Here is an 18,754-nt window from a genome sequence, read left to right on the forward strand (position 1 = left end):
TCTTTCCTCAGTTTTGCGTATTACAAGCGTAAAAAAATCGTAAAACCGATTTAGCGCTATTGAACAATTTCCCTTAAATGCAATGATTAAAATATGTTCACTCGCTCAGGAATATCAATATGCTTAAGAAGACACTGTTCATTCTATTATTAGCGGTATCGTTCTGCGTATCTGCAGGGCCGAGGGATTATCGAGACTATCGCGGTTATAAGAGTTATCCAAAGCATTATAATTACAACCAACATAATCAATATCGTGATCGCGCCCACCATAACTATAGAAGCTATAGAAACTACAGTAATCAACGCGATAACCATCGCTATAATCGTGATGCTAGCTTTCAGTATCGTTATCATCTGAACAACTATCGTCCGGTATATAAAGGAGATTATCGATCGGCTAACCGATACCGCGCATACGACTATCGCGGTGGGCGTCCATCACATCTTCGTTAGTTCTATCCTATGCAAAGAGTCTGAATACCATTTCAGGCTCTTTGTTCACCAGCCTACTTCACAATTCCGATATTATTGTCCCTTGGTGATAGATTTCCGTTATTCTTTTGCCATAATTTTATGACTGACCGCATAAACAGACAGGATTGTATTATGGTTAAATTTGGATACACCATTGTCTATGTCGACGATGTTGAGAAAACGCTTCACTTCTTTAATGAAGCCTTCAATATGAAAACCCGTTTTCTGCATGATACCGGGGCTTATGGCGAGCTGGATACCGGTGAAACCGTTCTCGCATTTGCATCTCATGAATTAGGTCATGGTCATTTCCCTGATGGCTATATACAGGCCAGCAGCTCAGAAAAACCACTGGGCATTGAAATCGCGCTGGTGACAGACGATGTTCGAACCATTCACAATGCCGCCATTGTTTATGGCTCCACCGAGCTAAAAGCCCCGGCGGTAATGCCGTGGGGGCAAACGGTTTCTTACGTCAGAACACCGTCTGGAATTCTGCTGGAATTATGTAGCCCGATGTCCTGAGTGTTGGCGGCAGGTTTGCCGCCTCGCTATCTATGTTACTTGCCATTTTTCTTGGCTTAGTTGAACAGGCGGTAAGATAATAATGGCATCCATTTTCATTCTGGGTTAAACCTATACTATCCCCTGATTCTGCTGGCTAAGGATATATTATGAAGCTCTATGTCTATGACCATTGCCCCTTCTGCGTGAAAGCACGCATGATATTTGGCATCAAAAAAATCCCTTTTGAACTGGTAATGTTACTGAATGATGATGAAGAGACACCCATCCGCATGATCGGCCAGAAAATGGCCCCTATTCTGGAAAAGGATGATGGCAGCTACATGCCAGAAAGTATGGATATCGTGCACTATGTTGATGAGTCCTTTGGCGCGCTAGCTTTAATGGGTAAAACCAATCCCGCTATTGCTGATTGGTTGAAGCAGGTTTCTCCTTATCTCAATAAATTATTAATTCCTCGCTACGCTCAGGCTGACTTCTGTGAATTCAGAACGCCATCTGCTCGTCAGTATTTCAGCCATAAAAAAGAAGCTATGATTGGTAACTTTTCTGAAGCGTTGGCACAGTCGCCGGAACTGATTAAGCAGTTGGAGCAAGACCTTGCTCAACTGGAAAAACTGATTCAATCACCGGGAGCCTGTAACGGTGAACTGTCGGTAGATGATATTCACCTGTTCCCGTCGATACGAGGAATCTCCATTGTGAAGGGTGTGAAATATCCCCCTAAAGTCGATGCTTACCGTAAAGAGATGTCAAAGATATCTGGCGTTAACCTGCTGGATAGTCTCGCTCAGTAATTTTGCTCGTAAAAATGGCATTCGGCATTTATCAATTTGCCGGATGCTATATTCCATCGTCTGTTTCAACCTATTCTATTATTCAATTTATTTGAATGTCTGAGTGACTTTTTTCCGCTTTTTATCTCTGTGCTATCGACTAAACTGTTTAAAACGTTAAGGAGGTTTCACATGATTTATTTACGTAAAGCTGATGTACGCGGCCATGCTAATCATGGCTGGCTTGATAGTTGGCACAGTTTTTCTTTTGCTGATTACTACGATCCTAACTTTATGGGATTTTCTGCACTTCGAGTGATCAATGAAGACCGCGTCGCATCAGGCCAGGGTTTCCCTACCCATCCACATAAAGATATGGAAATACTCTCTTATGTTCTGGAAGGTTCAATTGAACATCAAGACAGTATGGGAAACAAAGAGCGTGTTCCAGCCGGCGATTTTCAGATTATGAGTGCCGGTACTGGCGTTCGCCATTCAGAATACAATCCGAGTGATAGCGAGCCACTACACTTTTATCAAATCTGGATTATTCCCGATCGCAAGGACATTACGCCACGTTATGAGCAAAAAACCTTTACTGAAAAGCATGCTCGTCAGTTGGTTCTATCACCGGATGCCCGTGATGGCTCTCTTAAAGTCTATCAGGACATGGAGCTATGGCGTTGGACGCTAGATGCCAAAGAGAAGGCTGAATTCAATATTAAAGAAGGACGCCGCATCTGGGTACAAGTGGTAAAAGGGGAAGTGGAGATCAATGGTGTTCAAGCCTCAAGCAGCGATGGTATTGCCCTATGGGATGAGCCAACCATAAATATCACCGTTCATAGCGATAGTGAAATTTTGGTATTTGATTTACCTGAAGTTTAATATTTTAAAACAACCGGTTTGCTATTAATGAGTGAATTCTATCATTAATGGCAAACCTTTTTTATTTCTGAAAAATAACCATTAATTTAATTATTCAACGATTACATAAAAATCATCCATTCCCCACTGATTATTAACGCTATAAATCCCCATAAAAAATTACATAATTACTTATAAATGGCAAGTAAAGACTTACAAATCTATATATAATCATATATTTAATCTACAATTCATAGCTATAACCATTGACATCCATAACGTTAAATATTATTAATACCGCCGAATTAAAAATACTCAACATCAATTATATTCAAGTGCCTTTCGAATAATGAAAAATAGGAAAACTCTTATTTACTCGTCAGGCTATTAACAAGGATATTCCGTTTTAATACAGGGAACAAAATCAGCATGTCGCCCGACAACAATATAATACCAGCAGCAACAACGGGTACAAAAAAAAACAAAAATAATAAGAAACGAGTATTCTCTCTTTATATATTATTGTTGTTGATCATCGGGCTGTCCTCCTTCAGTTATTACTGGTTCTGTCTGAAAGACTACGAAAGTACCGATGATGCCTTTATTGATACCCATATTGCGAAAGTTTCTGCGGCCGTCCCCGGTCGGGTGGATCGTATTCTGGTAGAAGATAATCAATATGTCGAAGCTGGTAACCTATTGATTGAGCTAGACGCTCGTGATTACCAGAACCTGCTAAATAAAGCCATTGCCGCCCAAAATGTGGCATTAGCACAAACACCCCAGCTACATAATCAAATTGAAGCACTGGAAGCAAACTTAAAGCAAACGCAAGCCAACGTAAAATCAGCAGAAGCCGAATATCAGCGAGATAAAGACGACTACGACCGTTATCAAAAGTCACAGCAAACCTGGAGCCAAAGTCAGTTAAGCATGCAGCATGCGGCTTTTAAAGCCAGTTCAGGTCGATTAGACGCCACTCGTCAGGCGGTTATCTACAATCAAGCGCTGCTCAATAAAGGAAAGGCCGCGCTGGAAGAAAACAATGCCCTGCTTAAACAGTTAGAGGTCGAAATTGAAAATGCAAAATTACAGCTTTCCTATACCAAAATTATCGCGCCGCAAAGCGGGCATGTCACTAAGCGCAGTGTAGAATTGGGAAGTTATATCGATCCAGGTAAGACCCTGTTATCTGTGGTTTCTAATAATGTCTGGATTACCGCCAATTTTAAAGAGACTCAGCTCGCCAATATGCGACCTGGGCAACAGGTCGACGTTGCTATTGATGCCTATCCTCAAGACAAATACAGTGCAAAAATAGAAAGCATTCAACGGGGAACTGGTCCAGTATTCAGCATGTTACCAGCAGAAAATGCCACCGGTAACTACATTAAAGTCGTTCAGCGGGTACCGGTAAAGATCCTGTTTACCGACCCCAGAATTAATGACGCCGAGCATCCTTTGTCTCCCGGTATGTCAGTCGTGCCAAATGTCCATATCAAATAATAGCGGCGCGGCGTACCTTCCCCGATCCGCTGCGGGAATTCGTAGCCCGTGGTTAATGACTATTATTGCCTCTATTGCCACATTTATGGAACTGCTGGATTCCACCATCGCTAACGTTTCGCTTTACCATATTTCCGCCTCGCTCAGCGTCTCTTATAGCGAATCACTGTGGGTATTAACCAGCTACATTGTTGCCAATGCATTGGTTCTACCGATGAGCGGCTGGCTGGCCAGCACCATCGGTAGAAAGCGCTACTATATGTTAAGCATTACCGGATTTACGATTGGCTCTCTGCTTTGCAGTCTTGCCACCAGCATCGAATTTTTGATTATCGCCCGAGTTCTGCAAGGATTGAGCGGCGGTGGACTCGCTCCGGTTGAACAATCCATGATCACCGATTCATTTCCGATAGAGAAACGCCCCCATGCTTTTGCTCTGTACGGCGTTGCTATTCTGGTTGCCCCGGCAATTGGACCTTTTGTTGGCGGGTGGTTAACGGAAAATTTGTCATGGCATTGGATCTTCTTAATCAATGTACCTATCGGCATTGTTTCACTGATACTCAGCTACTACTTTATTGTAGAGCCGTCACTTCTAAAACAAGAACGTGAACAGCGTAAACAACAAAAAAGTCATATCGACTACATCGGTATTTTACTGGTGATTATCGGATTTGGTACCTTACAGCTATTTTTTGACCGTTTTGAAATCAATGACGGCTTCTCTTCCAACTTCATCTGGATTATGGCTATTACCGCAGCAATTTCACTCAGCGCTCTGGTGATGTGGGAGTGGTTCCATCCTCAGCCAATTATGGATATTCGACTGCTGCGCTACCGTAACTTTTCCATCAGCAGCCTGATCATATTTTTAATTGGTTTTCTCAGCTACAGCACCACTCAGGTTCTGCCACAGATGACTCAGGAGCTGTTTAACTATACGGCGACAATTGCCGGTATCATGCTGGGCATTGGCGGTATATTGGTGGTTGTTCCCATGATGATCGTAGGTAGTATCGCCGGTAAGGTCGCTCATCCACAATGGCTGGTGGCAATGGGTTTGTTGGGTACCGCCATTTCAACCTGGCATATGTCACAAATGACGCTGAACGTTGATTTTTCAACCTTCGTCTGGGCCCGTATATTACAAGTTATTTGGTTTCCGGTAATGTTAATCCCGGTCAGCCTGATGGCCTATGAAGGACTCCCTGCAAATAAAAGTAATGAAGCCGCCGCTTTTGCGGCACTCATGCGTAACATCGGCGGCAGCGTGGGCCTCACGCTAATGGCAAATATGCTTCACAGTCGAACTAATCTGCACTACAGCCGCATCAGCGATCGAGTCACAGAAAGTGTAGATTTAAGCGTGTCGCTAGAAAATATAAAAGAGATCGCCTACGCGCAAGCCAGATTACTTAGCTATCTGGATATTTTCTATCTGATGGCGGCTATTTGTGTGGTATTTATCCCACTGGCATTTTTGTTCAAAACACCGCAAAAACGTGCAGAGGAAGGGAGTTGTGAGGTGGGGTATGGGCATCATGTTTGATGTGGGAGAAATAGGCGTGACTTATTCAGATCACAGAATACGCAATGGTATTGTAGGATAGTAGTACATACTAGCGATGCTCTTATTAATTTAAGATAAGAATTGAAAGCTGTTATATTGAATAGCACTAGTATTTTATCAAATAAAATACTAGTGCCAAGTATTAACTAGTTCACTATGCTGGAACTATAGGCCATGTAATATTAGGCGCTGTAGATGTATCAATTGCGTTTAAAGCATCAATATAGTCAAGCCATTCATTAAATGATATTTTCTCCACCTCTAATAAGCGTTTCAATATTAGTTTAGAAGGCCAGTTATTTTTATTTATAACGTCATTAGCCTCAATGATAAGATATTTTCTTTTATTTTCCGCCCCCATAATTAATTCATCTGGTGTAAGCGGTGGCTGCTCTCTCCATATAGGTACTCCCTCTGAATCAGATGCGCGTATCTTACCAGTTGAATTTTGTCCAGAAAATTCATTAAATATAGAATCAGAAACAGCTACGCCATCATCTGGCCAAGATTTCGAATTTTCATATTCAAACTTAAGTTCTATTGGATAAAATGCGTTGTTTTTGGCGCTATAAATATAATTCATTTATTAATAGCCTATCGCAATATAATACACAGAAACTTCATTCGAGCCTGAACCAGACCGATAGCATCTAAACAGTGTATTATTAACCACAAAAACAGATACAACCCCCACTATTGCCGGGGAATGTCCTGTGTGGGTAGTTGTCACAGCCAAACATTTATTAGGAAAGGCAATAGGAAAGCTGTTTAGAGCCCCAGCTTCGATAGAACCAGATCCTGCGCTGAGACAACATCCCCATTGTATGATGATTCCCGATGGTAACTTTTGCCATCCAAATTCTAGGTTTGATGATTTAAAAAACGACATATCTGGAATTTGATTTTCACCATTTCCAATGTTTCGTGTTGCAGCCTTTTCCGACAGACCAAGGTTTTTCAGAACCTCAGCAACATCAGCAACATCAGCTAAATTAGCACTCTTACTTAGTGACTTCGTAGAAACATCTTGGCTAGCCTGCAAAGCAATACTATGCGCCGATTTAACCGCTTTTGAGGTCGCCGCGATATGTTCATCATCACTATTAATCGCATTACTTAACTTCACAATGCCAGATTCAGTGAAAGATGATGCGGCTGGAGTAAAGTATTTCTTCAATACATTACTATTAACCGACTTATCAATAATACCCTGTCGAATAAGTAACAAATCTTCTGCACTTAAATCCGTTGCCGCAGGTAATTCAGATAAGGTTATTTTATTTTCATCTAATAATGCTAATAACGCTTGTTCTTGTTCAGTTGTTAAAGCCATTTTGTTTTCCTTATAATTATATTCACTCTAAAAAACATGAGCTAATCCATGCCAATAAATTAATATACTTATGACATTTTATTAAATAGAGTTAATACATTATTATTTTTAATAAAATATATTATTTAGCTGGCGGTAAAGGCCAGGAAATATTGTGAGGTGAATTGATGTCAATTTGATCTAATAGAACTCTGTACTTTCGCCATTCTTTCAATTTAAAAGTATCATCAGGTAAAGCCATATCTAATTCAATTGCATCTGATAATTTTTCAATCATTTCTTTTGCGATAGATTCAAGTTGATATTTCTTTTCCTTTATCTGGACAATAGTTAATTTATGCAAAGCCTCAGAATCCGTTACCCAAGATGAACCATGCCACTTATCGAATGCTGTTTTAGGCTTAAATATTGTGACATTATTAGCAAGAGATCCCAATTCAGTCACATTAAGTTCCTCGCCAGTCTCGATTGAATAAACTACCTGATTACGAAAATCAGCGATATATTCCCAACCTGACTCCCCACGACAAATAGCAAACCCTGCTTTTTCCGGCAATGGTTTCTCGATATAGCTATATGCTGGTAGTCCAATCCCTTGATTTAAAAACTCATAAGTACTATAAATATATTCATTGGTTACGGGATTTACGTTATAAACATAAATAAAAATATCCGAAGTAGCCAGACCGTTTTTATCTAACAAAGTGTTCATTTATGCTGCTCTTACTACATATAGAAATGCAATATTGCGAGGACGCGTCTCATTCGAGCTTCTGGCCACGTTTGCAGAATTAAATGATACGTTAGCAACACCATAACCACCTTTAGGTAGATCGCTGGATTCCTTATTAACAGTACTATTATTTGAACCCAAAAAGACTCCTTTATAATCAGCAATTCCTTTCATTTGGATACCATCAATAGAACCCTGTAAATGCTGTATAGAATCCATTTGTGAACTCAAAATTATTCTACCCGCATCAACCCTTCGCCCATCATCCCACCCACGAATAAACTCCCCTCTCAGGTCAGGCAATACCCCTGCTGGATAGCCTTCAGCTAATTCTGGATATTTTTCTTTGTCAAAAGCTGCACCATTACACTTTAAATAACCAGCAGGGGCCTCGGACATAGGACACGCAATTGGCATCCAGGCTGGGATAACCCGGCTATTTAACGTTTCACTTTTTTCTTGTAGTTCAAAAGTTTTGCGATAAACATCCCGAAACAACCAATTCAAATACTGTGCCGGTAACGGCATACCCGGCGCATCACGGGTTTCAGGCGTAAAGCCATTACGCATAAGCGCTTCTGGCAAAGGGGCAACGTTTAGCTGCCCATCAGGGAAAACGATATTATTTTCTGCAAACGTGGTCATTGAAATACTCCTGGTAAATGATATCCGTTATCAAAGACCTGATAACTGGTGCTGACAGCCAGAATACCGCCGCCAACGCTGATTTTGACTTGATTAGCCGTAAGTGAAATCTTGTTAGGTGACATGCCCGATAACCGAGCAGAGCCCAATGGGTTACTATTGCTGATGGTTAACTGCCGATCGTTAGTCTGTAACTGACCACTTCCATCCGAAGTTTCTACTTTCATGCTCATTGGGCTAGCCAAGCGTCCGGTACGAAGAGGTGCAGCTCGCCCATAACTCACCATTAAAGGAACATTTTCAATAGCCGTTGGAGCAATATCCTGTAGAATCGCCTGGCTGCCTTCCGGTACTGATTTACCATTAGAAAACAACAAAGCGCAGGCAGGATAGCTTTCCATATATTGAACCTCTGTCGCTTTAGTTAAAAAGCGAACCCCTTCAATCAAGTCTTGCGGTCTGGCCTGAGAGGTATTACTGAGGATCCGTGATTTAATCGCCGTTCGATATTCATCATCACCCCGGCTCAAACGGCTAACACCCACGATATAGCCACAGCCATCCAACTGCGCGCCAATCGCATTATCTACCCAGCGAAGATGCTTAATTTCATCCAGATCGGTTGAAATATCTTCGAGTGGAGCCACCATGGACTCCACTAACGCTTTAACTTTTGGCTTATCCTGAAATTGCCCTACCAGCCGTGAAAGTGCGGTCTTCCTGTGGGGAAACGTCATAATCCAATCACCTCCAGACGTAATTCATCAAACAGTGCAACGCTGCGTTTATCGATGGCGATATTTTCTGATTGATATTCTGGTTGTTGATCTGGAGCACGGGTAATCGCCGCTTCAATAGCTATTTCAGCTAAGCCACTGGTGTTGCTGTAAATAGGCCCCAGCATACGTTGTAAAATGATGTCATCACCAATACCCAGCGTTTCGCCATAACTCAGCACCGCTTTTTTAATATTGTTAATGACATCCTGCGGCAGCGTTTCTTCATCATATAGCCCGGTGACATTAATTTTGATCCAGGCGTATTTCTGGCTTGGCCTTGAGAAGCTAATTTGCTGACCATCACCATTTTCGTCTTTCACCATCACGCTATTTGAACCAAAAGTTTCGATACCCGCTGGCTTATATTTCCATAAGGCCTCTGCAACACTTTGGGTATCGCCGCCAACGACCAGCGCCTCAAAACCATGCGGTGGAATGCCATCTTCAGACATGCTATTCGTGCGGTTTTCAAAAATATAAACCTCACTGACGCCAGTAACTTCCTGAATCAGTCGAGCACGAATCGCTTTAACGGTTGCCGAACCGGTTACCTGACGGGACTGTTCAAAACGCAGTCGAAGTTCAGCATCACTTTCTCGTTCCCGACCAATCACTCCATCATTCAGGTTTGAAATGGCATCCCAACCGCTGCGTGGGGTAACGATTTCCGTTAACGCTCCCGCAGGCAGAACCTTTCGTCCCTCTTCCATCGCAATAAAGCGGGCAGGAGAACCAATTTGGGCTAGCGTTAAATGTGCACCAACCGAAAGTGCGAAAGGCGTAAAACCATCCGCAGCATAGATACGTAATGCTTTCTCTTTTATTTCATAACGCAGAATTTTGGCGTTTAACTGCTCACCAAAACCCTCTGCAATTTGCCCCACTGTTGCATGATTTTCTGAACGATACTTAAACAGCACACCGCTAATATTGATGGCGTACTCCGTATTATCCTTAGCATCAATGTCAATCAGGGTATCAATCGCATTAGCCCGGCTGATAACCACATCCAATACGCTTTGGTAGCGTTGGCTTCCATCCGTTGCCTGAGCACCACTTTTCAGTAACGTTGACTCTCGACCATATGCCGCGGCAATCACCTGAGTTGACGTGGCCGCAAATCGGGTGATCCCTACGTAAGACACGGCACCATCCAGCGACACACCCTCCGCACTAAATGGATACATAGAGTGATAGGTATCCTGAGCTTGCTCATAGATATTGGCTAATGCTTCAGCCCAAATGCCTTCAAGCTGTCCAATAACCGAGTCAGGCTGAGTATTGATTGGCCCAAAACGATTGATCAGTAAGCGGTCATACTCTTTTTTCAGTTCAGCTAACCGTTTGATTGTGTAGCCATCTTTAGTTAAAGCCATTATTGTTTACCTTTATATTTGACTAAACCATAAGGCGTTTTAACGGCAAACTGCACGGTTAACTGCCGGGTTTGCCGGTCAAAATCGTAGTTAAATTGTTCGATCTCCTGTACGCCATCCACTTCATTGATGCTATTTTTTAACGCCGCCAGAGCGCCATTCAGTGTGATGTGTTTTCCCAAAATCTGCTGGAGATAAGGCGTACCAAATTCGGTATTTAAAAACCACTCACCTTTCCATAATTTCAGCTTGACCTGAAGTTGTTGATGTACACGTTCTGCCCCATCAACCCATAGCAGGTCGTTACGTTGCAGTTCGAGATCGCCCGTAGTATCAAGTTTTAGATCTATCATTGAGCGGATCCTGTTGAAGGCCCATCATGTTCGCGATGGGTATGTTGAGTTAATGAAATACCGCTGCCCTGAACATCCCCTGTTGCCTTCACCGTTCCGTTAATTGTGGCACCACCGGTGCCGGACATTCCTGCCTGATAGCTCAGCTTGCCTTCGGTGGTTAATAAACCTTTATTCAGGGTTTCAGGTGTGGTTATCTCCACACCCGCCGGAGCATTAATCAGCAACTTGCCATCTTCCGTCAGGGCTACATAGGCTTCACCAAAATAGAGTTGCATCTGGTCATTTTCGGCACCGCGACCTTTCGCGGCGCCAAAACCACCGACAATGCAATAAGCATCAGTGAGCGAAAAACGGCGTTCATCATCGCTGTCGTCCACTGCCTGCTGACAAAAAACCAGCAGACATTTATCGCCAGGTCTTACCGGGCCTTTAACGCCGGCAACATCTCCGGCGAAGCGTGGCCACATTACTGGGATATTGGGGATGACGGGGTAATCGATTTTACTCCCATCACTAAACCGCTTTTGTGGTATTGGTTTCACACATGCAATACCTGCGTTATAGCTCTCAATGATCCCGTTGACTGCCGTGTTGATTTGGCTATTTTCTGCTTGCACGATAGATTGCAATGCTTGTAATAAATTATTATTTTCTGCCATTTTTAACCTTATCCAATTGCTTTTAATTGGCACTCAGTTAACCAATCATCCTCATGAGTATCCCCCCGGTGCACTACTGTTTCAGCCCGAAAAAAAGCTCTGGGACGACGAGTATTGCTACTATCAATTAACGGATCTAATAGCAGAACATTACTTTCTAATCCGACATAGCAACCAGGGTATATCCGTGGTTGTAATAGGCAATTAACCTTATAACCATCGATTTGAAAATGTTCCCCCTCTTTTAAACTTTCAGATAAAACCATTCCGGATGGCGGAGAGCTATCACCTTGGGATTTCTTACGCGTTGCATCAATAATTCTTTCAGGAATATTAATTAATCCATTTTCTGGTGTCAGAACTACAATTTCATCACCAAAAGGTCTATTTTTATCCAGTATTTGAATTTCATTATTTTGTATGGACCACGTTAATCCAAGGTAATTACAAATCTCACTCATTGCTCCTTCAGCTTTACCACAGAATGAATATCCGCCAGAATAAAATTTATCGATTAGATTTTTAGGTAATGGTTTAACTGGAATCGCAAAAGATGCCATCACATCATCAAGTATTGATAGTGCTGATGTTCCTTTCATATAACTTAGAGATATCTTCGTATCTCTTAATGGTAAAATACCGTCACGAACAGATAATTCAGTGATAATGTCATTGCCTACACTAATGGTCCATGCGCTGACAACAGACCCCGTAAATATTGTTACAGCACCGATATCATTTTTATAACCAGCCTTCAAAATAACATTATTATTAACACGTTCAACAACACTACGAGTTTGTTTATTCATGTTATATACTTTTAATGTCAATTTATTAGTTGATTTATCATTATCTTTTTCTATAGAAAAAGAAAAACGCAAATCATTAATAATAACGGCATTACCATTAGCCTCGCCGACTATTAGTTCAGCGACACGATCAAATAGCATATCGCCACCTTATTATATTAAATGAAATAAAAATTTAGTTATAATTTCGATAAATAAGAATATGGTCATTACCCAAAGAATAAAAATCAGGTCTCGATTTACCACTATTATTATCATAAAAAATAAAATCACCTGCAGGTGAATTAAGATTGTAACGTGACAACAAGGGAGTGTTCTTTACTAGTTTAACACCACTAATAATAACATCCCGATTGCGTTGATATATATCTAAAGACCAATATCCTGAATATTCATTCCAATAAACTCTTAGTGAACATGTTTCCGTATCTAAAATAACATCTAATCGTTGATCGGCTAATCCAGCAATCAACGGTACTTTCATATATTTCGCCATCTTACCGCCTGTTGATTAATCACCATGGTCGACCAGTGTTGACGGGCTGACATCCTTCAGGACCACATGAACCATTAAAGGTCGTATCCGCACCTTTCTCTGTTTCTCCTGAAGCGGGTTCACAGGGTACTTTACCTCTATTTTTTTCAGGTGAAGACTTACGTGAGGTTTCAGCCGAGTCGCTATTTTCTGCATTGATACCTGCATCCTCAGCACTAACTAATAGCGTTGAAACACACCGAACATGGGTGAATGTTGCAGTAAACTCAATACAATCACCCGCTTCTACGGTGCGTGGAATATTCAAACTCGTTAGAACCATATCAGGATAATATTTATATTGGGTATAAACAGTAACGGGCCGTTTTTCATCCATTAACTTGTATAATTTATCAAATGCTTGTTGAACCATAGACTCAGTACCTAAACCCAAATCCATCCGTTCAATCAATCCACCTAGCTTTCCATGAATTGATGCATTACTAATAATGCCTGTCATTTGTAACGTATCAGGCTTTCTCTGAACATGATCGCTTACTGGCTCCCCTTTTTCTACGGGATTGGAAGTTGTTTCCGCTGTCCATGAATGAACTTCATTCGTGACAACTTCAAACTCCATATTCATGTAATCGCCATATATACTTATAACGCTATTTTTTTTATTGATAAATTTTGCTAGTACTCCCCAAATTTGGCTCATTAATTAAGCCCCCTATTCACTTCATTAATTAGACTCGCTTGGCTTTCATTAGCACCTTTAGTAACGGCTTTAGTCACTGAGTTAGCCAATGCTTGCGGAGTATTAGCAGTAACATGAACATCAATTTTTTGATTACTAACAATGTTGTTATTATTAGTAACGCCAGCTACAGCTTTTGTCGATAATACAGGAACACCAAAACTTTCATTTTTAGTTAACTGGCCAATACTTTGATTAGGTTCTGTTAATTTTTCAGCCAATTTTTTGGCCTTTGGATTAATCGTTAACTGACCAGATTTAGTTTGAGATGAATTTAACTGACCAATACTTTGATTGTATTCTGTTAATTTTTCAGCAAAAAGTTTAGCCTTTGGATCAAGAGCTAATGCATCAGGCTTAGTTTGAGATGAATCTTGTTGAGGTTTATTATTTTCACTTTTGGGATCGGTAGAACCCAAAAAATCTAAAATACCAGGACTCATAGATTTGAATGGTTGAAGAAAATAATCAATCGCTCCTTTTATTGATTCCTTAAAACTATCAATGATATTTAAAATACCAGAACATAGCTGTTCAAAACCCGCTTGAATCTTATCTTTATCCAGCGTGAACAAACCGGATATAATCGTTCCCAACCCCTTAGCTGAAGTCATAAAACCTGAGAATATTAATTTAACATTTTCCCAAATATTTTGTAATGACGTTAAATAATTATCCCACGGGCCGATTAAACTACCGATAACTGAATCTTCACCCTTAATCCAATGATAGGCATCCACCAATGCGAAGATTGCTGCAATAATAGCCCAGATAGGCCAACTAACACCGAAGAGAATGCCCCGAAGAACGCTAAAACTTGTTTTTAAAATATTAATAACAGGTCCCAGTTTTCCCAATGTAGAAATAAAAGATAGAATCAGACCTACCGATTTCCCGGCAAATACAAGTCCTATAACACTGGCAATAAGTCCTAAGGCATTTTCAACACTACCACAGTTAACAATCAACCAATTGATAGCTTTCTCAACTAAGTCAAATCCTTTAATAAACATATTTGAAACTTTAGTAATAACACCACTGCGGTTTTCTAAAGCAAAAATAAGCTCATCCCAACGATTACTGACTTTAGTAACAGCATCACTCCATTTCATCGGCAACTGATCAACGCCTTTTTGCATTCCAGGTGCGGATTTCTTTAATGCCTTATCTAATTGAGCGCCAGTGATTTTTCCTTGCTTAGCCATTGACTGCAGTTGTTTAGTTGATACCCCCAAATTGGCGGCCAACTCACTTAATGTTTTTTCACTTAAATGTGATAAAAACCCAGTCATCGCCGTAGCATCTATCTTTCCTTTTTTAAAAGATGAGGCCAATTCTTTTAGAGCTGCCGATTGTTTTTCCGAACTCCCAGTTCCAAGCTTAAGTGCATTAGACATTGCATTCAGTGTATTAGTCACTTCAGCAGGTGATTTCAGCATTAATTTACTATTTTTAGCCAGATCAACATAAGCATCGCCATAAGCTTGGATAGGCATGCGTGCTTTATTAGCCTGCTGAGTTAAATAATAGATTCCGTCAGCTGAATCACAAAAGAGTTGAGGTAACCCTTTAATTCTTTGCTGTAAATCTTGAAGTTGATTCGCACTACTGGCCAAAGATTTTAATGATAATTTATTATCAAACCATCCATTTACTTTACTAAATCCTTTAATTACTTTATCTGAAGCATCACTTAATTTTTCAGCCCAGGATTTACTTTTTTTCTCCGAATCCTGAAGTTTATAATTAATCTGATTAATGTTTACACTAATTGCATTAACTGTATTAGCTGATATAAAACTTTGAGCAATATTAACCTGAGAAACCTTTTGGTTAATCACCGTTATTTGATGAGTTAGTTTCCCCAACATGGCAGATAATGCGTTATACATTGCAATATGTTCTGATGATATTGTCGCCAGACTACTCATATGCGACTCTCCTGTTGCGTTTTAGACTGTATTGCGTCACGCATATCTAATAACGCATTAATTTTTAATAGATCCTCTACACAGATAGAACCTGATTTTACAGATTCAAGTGTAACAAGTTGGGCCATAATTGGACGCCAAATCCATAACTCATCTTCAAGGTCGGAACTAAGTTCTCCAACATCATTACTACTAACTACACTTTCGCTACTTCTGCTGTATGGCTTCCAAAATGGCTGGCCAATTGTTCGATAAAAGGGGCAAAATTCAATTTCAATACCTCCCAGACCAGAAGATAGAAATCGAGTAAATTATCTACCGTAAAACAGAAATTCATATCCGCTGGAGAAGCAATTTTTCTTTTATTTTCGACTGAATAAGTAGCCGAGACAGACAAAATTGGAAATAAAATATCTTCATGCGTTTTTTCATCCAATCCCGAGAAAAGCTCTAAAATTGATGAGTTATGAACCTCTCCACCTTGCCCCATCAGAGCAAGACCCGGTGCAACAACAGATTTTAATTTGAGTAATAAGCGGCCTGCGTCAAATGCATTCATTTTTCCTGCTGTAAACTCACGATTACCAATAATAAAAGTTTCAACTTGCATCTTATTTCTCCATAAAAAAGGGGGGAATCCCCCCTATTAAAATTATTGATTCAATAATAAAGTGATAATTAAATTAATTTTTCATTATCAATTAGATAGAATATTAGTTACCACCAACAAAGATTTTTAAATCAGCACATTCAAGCACCCAGGATCTAGCCCCAACAGAATCGCCAAAAGAAATTTCAGGAAGCGCTTTTAACCACGCCTGACCGGCGGAACATAATGTACGACCATTGCCATCATTTACACTCACCGATAGCACTGGAGAACCATCTTCGTTGAAGTTATCTACATAGAACAATTCGGAAAGCTCATCATTCACCTTACTGGTTTGCAGTAACTTAAGCTCAATGGCTCCTGATTTATTTGCGTTCCGTACTCGAGCGACTCCCCCATCAATACCCACTTTAGTTGTGTATAATTGTGCCGCACGCTTAACAGTGATCGCATCACCGTCACTAAAACCAGAAATCAGAACCGGACCTACGGTAACAAAAACCTGATCGCCTTTATAAGTACCTGTTAATTCAGCTGCCATAGTTTAGTTTCTCCTTATTATTGTAATTCGTACGACAGATTGCCGTTGATGTTAGTTAGATGAATAGCACCCGCCAGACGAGCAGAGAATGCTAAATTCAGAATACGGTCGGCTTTGTCCTGGAATGGAACATCAACACTGCGTGGATAAGTCACGACGAAGCCTTTGACATTATTGCCATCTGCATCGATTTCATCCGGTGCAATACCGCCAACGCGTTGGCCTTCAATCAAGCAACCGGTCAGGTTGTTCACAATCAGCGCGATACCACCATCGGTATAAGGCACTTTATTGCGGTTGATCATCAACGTACTCAGGCTGGTTTGAATGGTATCAGCCAACCAATCACGGAAGCGGATCACATCTACCCACTCGCCGCTGACCACTTTACCCGGCGTTGTCAGATAAATTTGTGGCGCAAAACGTTCGAAGGTATTACCGCCCTTCTTAAGGATGGTTTGCTGTTCAGTTGCGCTCCAGTCAGAAGCTTCCACAGCCGAAAGTTGTTTCAGAGCCCAAGTTTCACCACCCGGAGCAATTGTAAAGCAGCGACCCATCCAGGCCATTTCCAGATACTGATCCGCTGCATGTTTATCAACGATAACCGCAGTACGCAGGTAGTTTTTAGCCGCTAGCGAAGACAGGACATCTGTCGTGCTACTGGCATCAGTAATTGCCACTTCAGCGCTGGAGGTAAAGAACATTTTGGTTTGAGTTTCAGCCCATTCTGCCGCTGCTAATTGCAGTGCAGGAGTGCGTTGAGTCAGCGCAAAACCGTACCAGTTAGCATCTTCAGCCTGAATAGCTGACAATTGTGCAGCCAGCGTATTGGCAACCACCTTCCCATCAGCACCAACATCCAAACGACCTACTTTGCACATTTGTGGCCGTGGCGTTTGGCTGAATACTGCACGCAGGGCTTTCAGTACGTCTGCCGGGAGGTTATCTTCCTGAGCAGCATTGTAATCAAGATAGACACGAACACGTTCAGTGAACGTGGTTAATGGAGCAATAATCATTGGTACGCCAAAAACACCGCGCGGTACGCTGGTAGTACTTAGTGCAATATTTACATTCACAATCTGATTCAGAGAACCCATTGTTTTACCTCGTTAAGTTAATCATGATTTCGCTACCATCAGTGGCAGCATGGATATTATCAATGACGCTAATCGCGTCCTTGATAATGACAGAATAGTGGATGAACAAACTCAGATAGGTTTCCGAGTTTGGAGTCCATTCAGCGTCTTCTTTCATTTCTGTTTTAAGTTGAGCGCTGCCTTCTACTCCGATTTGTGCCAGTTGAAACCGCTCTGACACGGATACTTTTCTCAGTCTGTCGCTGAGTTTATTTAATTGCTCCACTACCCCCTCTCCACGGTAGTGAATCGCAATTTCAGCTCGACGTTGGCCACGGATGATCAAATAGCCTTGTTCATCGACCTCCTGCCCAACTTCATCGCTCATGCCTAATGCCTTACAAGAAACCATACTCAATTCGGCATAGGGTTCTTCCGGTACGGCTTCCCCCTTAACAATCAAGCTGGCGTCCAGCAGGGGTTGCAGCAAGTTTTTCAACTGCTGTTCAATGCTTATCGCCATGAAAACCTCAAGAATTGATATTCAGTAGATGGGATAAATAAAAAAGCCCCGCATTATGCGAGGCTGGTGTTGGTTGTTAGAACAGTCACTATTGTTAAATAACCAACAAAATAACAACTTTAATAAGCCATAATAATTGCGTAAAAAATGACATAAGACCATCAATAAAGATAAGAAGCCGGATAGCAAAAAGCCTGCATTATCTGCAGGCTCTTATACAATCTATCAAGATACAACTTCGTGACTTTATAGTGGTTACTATACCTGATAATCAGATAAAATCAACATCTTTTTATTGTTTTTACCACTTTAAGTTTATTTATTTGTAAATACAAACGTAATCAATGAATAACAAGAAACAATCAGAATATGGAAAATTACGTTAATTGGATTGTTCCGGATGGTAAATTACCCCAGTCAAAACT

22 protein-coding genes are annotated in these 18,754 nt (G+C 41.0%); 6 read left to right on the plus strand and 16 right to left on the minus strand.

All coding sequences use genetic code 11. From position 1 onward, the window contains the following. Positions 1-119 precede the first annotated feature (119 nt). From HYN51_RS11100 to HYN51_RS11125, 6 genes are all read left to right on the plus strand, one after another. Complete coding sequence (locus tag HYN51_RS11100) at positions 120-455, plus strand: hypothetical protein (protein ID WP_108900081.1); 336 nt, start codon at positions 120-122, stop codon at positions 453-455. Positions 456-608: 153 nt separating this feature from the next. Next, positions 609-1,001 carry a VOC family protein gene (locus tag HYN51_RS11105; protein WP_108900082.1) on the plus strand — a complete coding sequence of 131 codons (393 nt, stop codon included), beginning with the start codon at positions 609-611 and terminating at the stop codon, positions 999-1,001. Positions 1,002-1,150: 149 nt separating this feature from the next. Further along, on the plus strand, positions 1,151-1,798 hold the full coding sequence (grxB, locus tag HYN51_RS11110) for a glutaredoxin 2 (RefSeq protein WP_108900083.1): 648 nt from the start codon (positions 1,151-1,153) through the stop codon (positions 1,796-1,798). A gap of 171 nt (positions 1,799-1,969) precedes the next feature. After that, entirely contained in the window at positions 1,970-2,665 is a 696-nt protein-coding gene (locus tag HYN51_RS11115; protein ID WP_108900084.1) for a pirin family protein, read from the plus strand. Positions 2,666-3,073: 408 nt separating this feature from the next. After that, positions 3,074-4,150, plus strand: a complete 1,077-nt coding sequence (locus HYN51_RS11120; RefSeq protein WP_108900085.1) for an HlyD family secretion protein — start codon at positions 3,074-3,076, stop codon at positions 4,148-4,150. Further along, positions 4,134-5,699, plus strand: a complete 1,566-nt coding sequence (locus HYN51_RS11125; RefSeq protein WP_157953033.1) for a DHA2 family efflux MFS transporter permease subunit — start codon at positions 4,134-4,136, stop codon at positions 5,697-5,699. Before HYN51_RS11120 ends, HYN51_RS11125 begins: the two co-directional genes overlap by 17 nt. A 175-nt stretch (positions 5,700-5,874) precedes the next feature. Here HYN51_RS11125 and HYN51_RS11130 read toward each other — a convergent pair whose 3' ends face one another. The 16 genes from HYN51_RS11130 to HYN51_RS11205 form a co-directional block, all read right to left on the minus strand. After that, positions 5,875-6,303, minus strand: coding sequence for a tail fiber assembly protein (locus HYN51_RS11130; RefSeq protein WP_108900087.1), 429 nt, complete (start codon positions 6,301-6,303; stop codon positions 5,875-5,877). A gap of 3 nt (positions 6,304-6,306) precedes the next feature. Then, a complete protein-coding gene (locus HYN51_RS11135) occupies positions 6,307-7,053 on the minus strand; it encodes a phage tail protein (RefSeq protein WP_108900088.1) in 747 nt (248 codons plus the stop codon). Positions 7,054-7,174: 121 nt separating this feature from the next. After that, the gene (locus HYN51_RS11140) at positions 7,175-7,765 is read right to left on the minus strand and encodes a tail fiber assembly protein (protein ID WP_108900089.1); all 591 of its coding nucleotides are present in this window, start codon (positions 7,763-7,765) and stop codon (positions 7,175-7,177) included. Further along, positions 7,766-8,431: a phage tail protein gene (locus HYN51_RS11145; protein ID WP_230513971.1), complete on the minus strand. Its 666-nt coding sequence runs from the start codon at positions 8,429-8,431 to the stop codon at positions 7,766-7,768. Further along, entirely contained in the window at positions 8,428-9,168 is a 741-nt protein-coding gene (locus tag HYN51_RS11150; RefSeq protein ID WP_108900090.1) for a DUF2612 domain-containing protein, read from the minus strand. Before HYN51_RS11150 ends, HYN51_RS11145 begins: the two co-directional genes overlap by 4 nt. Continuing rightward, positions 9,165-10,586 carry a baseplate J/gp47 family protein gene (locus HYN51_RS11155; RefSeq protein WP_108900091.1) on the minus strand — a complete coding sequence of 474 codons (1,422 nt, stop codon included), beginning with the start codon at positions 10,584-10,586 and terminating at the stop codon, positions 9,165-9,167. The genes HYN51_RS11150 and HYN51_RS11155 overlap by 4 nt, the downstream gene beginning before the upstream one ends. Next, the gene (locus HYN51_RS11160; RefSeq protein ID WP_108900092.1) at positions 10,586-10,939 is read right to left on the minus strand and encodes a hypothetical protein; all 354 of its coding nucleotides are present in this window, start codon (positions 10,937-10,939) and stop codon (positions 10,586-10,588) included. The genes HYN51_RS11155 and HYN51_RS11160 overlap by 1 nt, the downstream gene beginning before the upstream one ends. Next, positions 10,936-11,601, minus strand: a complete 666-nt coding sequence (locus tag HYN51_RS11165) for a Gp138 family membrane-puncturing spike protein (RefSeq protein ID WP_108900093.1) — start codon at positions 11,599-11,601, stop codon at positions 10,936-10,938. The genes HYN51_RS11160 and HYN51_RS11165 overlap by 4 nt, the downstream gene beginning before the upstream one ends. Positions 11,602-11,609: 8 nt before the next feature. Continuing rightward, positions 11,610-12,551, minus strand: coding sequence for a phage protein (locus tag HYN51_RS11170; RefSeq protein ID WP_108900094.1), 942 nt, complete (start codon positions 12,549-12,551; stop codon positions 11,610-11,612). A gap of 34 nt (positions 12,552-12,585) precedes the next feature. Then, the gene (locus HYN51_RS11175) at positions 12,586-12,906 is read right to left on the minus strand and encodes a phage baseplate plug family protein (protein ID WP_108900095.1); all 321 of its coding nucleotides are present in this window, start codon (positions 12,904-12,906) and stop codon (positions 12,586-12,588) included. Positions 12,907-12,925: 19 nt separating this feature from the next. Beyond that, positions 12,926-13,606 carry a phage baseplate protein gene (locus HYN51_RS11180; protein ID WP_108900096.1) on the minus strand — a complete coding sequence of 227 codons (681 nt, stop codon included), beginning with the start codon at positions 13,604-13,606 and terminating at the stop codon, positions 12,926-12,928. Then, the gene (locus tag HYN51_RS11185) at positions 13,606-15,576 is read right to left on the minus strand and encodes a tape measure protein (RefSeq protein ID WP_108900097.1); all 1,971 of its coding nucleotides are present in this window, start codon (positions 15,574-15,576) and stop codon (positions 13,606-13,608) included. Before HYN51_RS11185 ends, HYN51_RS11180 begins: the two co-directional genes overlap by 1 nt. A 196-nt stretch (positions 15,577-15,772) precedes the next feature. Then, entirely contained in the window at positions 15,773-16,186 is a 414-nt protein-coding gene (locus tag HYN51_RS11190; RefSeq protein ID WP_108900098.1) for a phage tail assembly chaperone, read from the minus strand. Between the two features lie 103 nt (positions 16,187-16,289). Continuing rightward, a complete protein-coding gene (locus HYN51_RS11195; protein WP_108900099.1) occupies positions 16,290-16,727 on the minus strand; it encodes a phage structural protein in 438 nt (145 codons plus the stop codon). Positions 16,728-16,744: 17 nt separating this feature from the next. Next, positions 16,745-17,827, minus strand: a complete 1,083-nt coding sequence (locus HYN51_RS11200) for a DUF3383 family protein (RefSeq protein ID WP_108900100.1) — start codon at positions 17,825-17,827, stop codon at positions 16,745-16,747. A gap of 4 nt (positions 17,828-17,831) precedes the next feature. Beyond that, positions 17,832-18,329: a hypothetical protein gene (locus tag HYN51_RS11205; RefSeq protein WP_108900101.1), complete on the minus strand. Its 498-nt coding sequence runs from the start codon at positions 18,327-18,329 to the stop codon at positions 17,832-17,834. Positions 18,330-18,754: the final 425 nt, after the last annotated feature.

This window comes from Limnobaculum parvum, from assembly GCF_003096015.2.
GTDB classification, from domain to species: Bacteria; Pseudomonadota; Gammaproteobacteria; order Enterobacterales; family Enterobacteriaceae; genus Limnobaculum; species Limnobaculum parvum.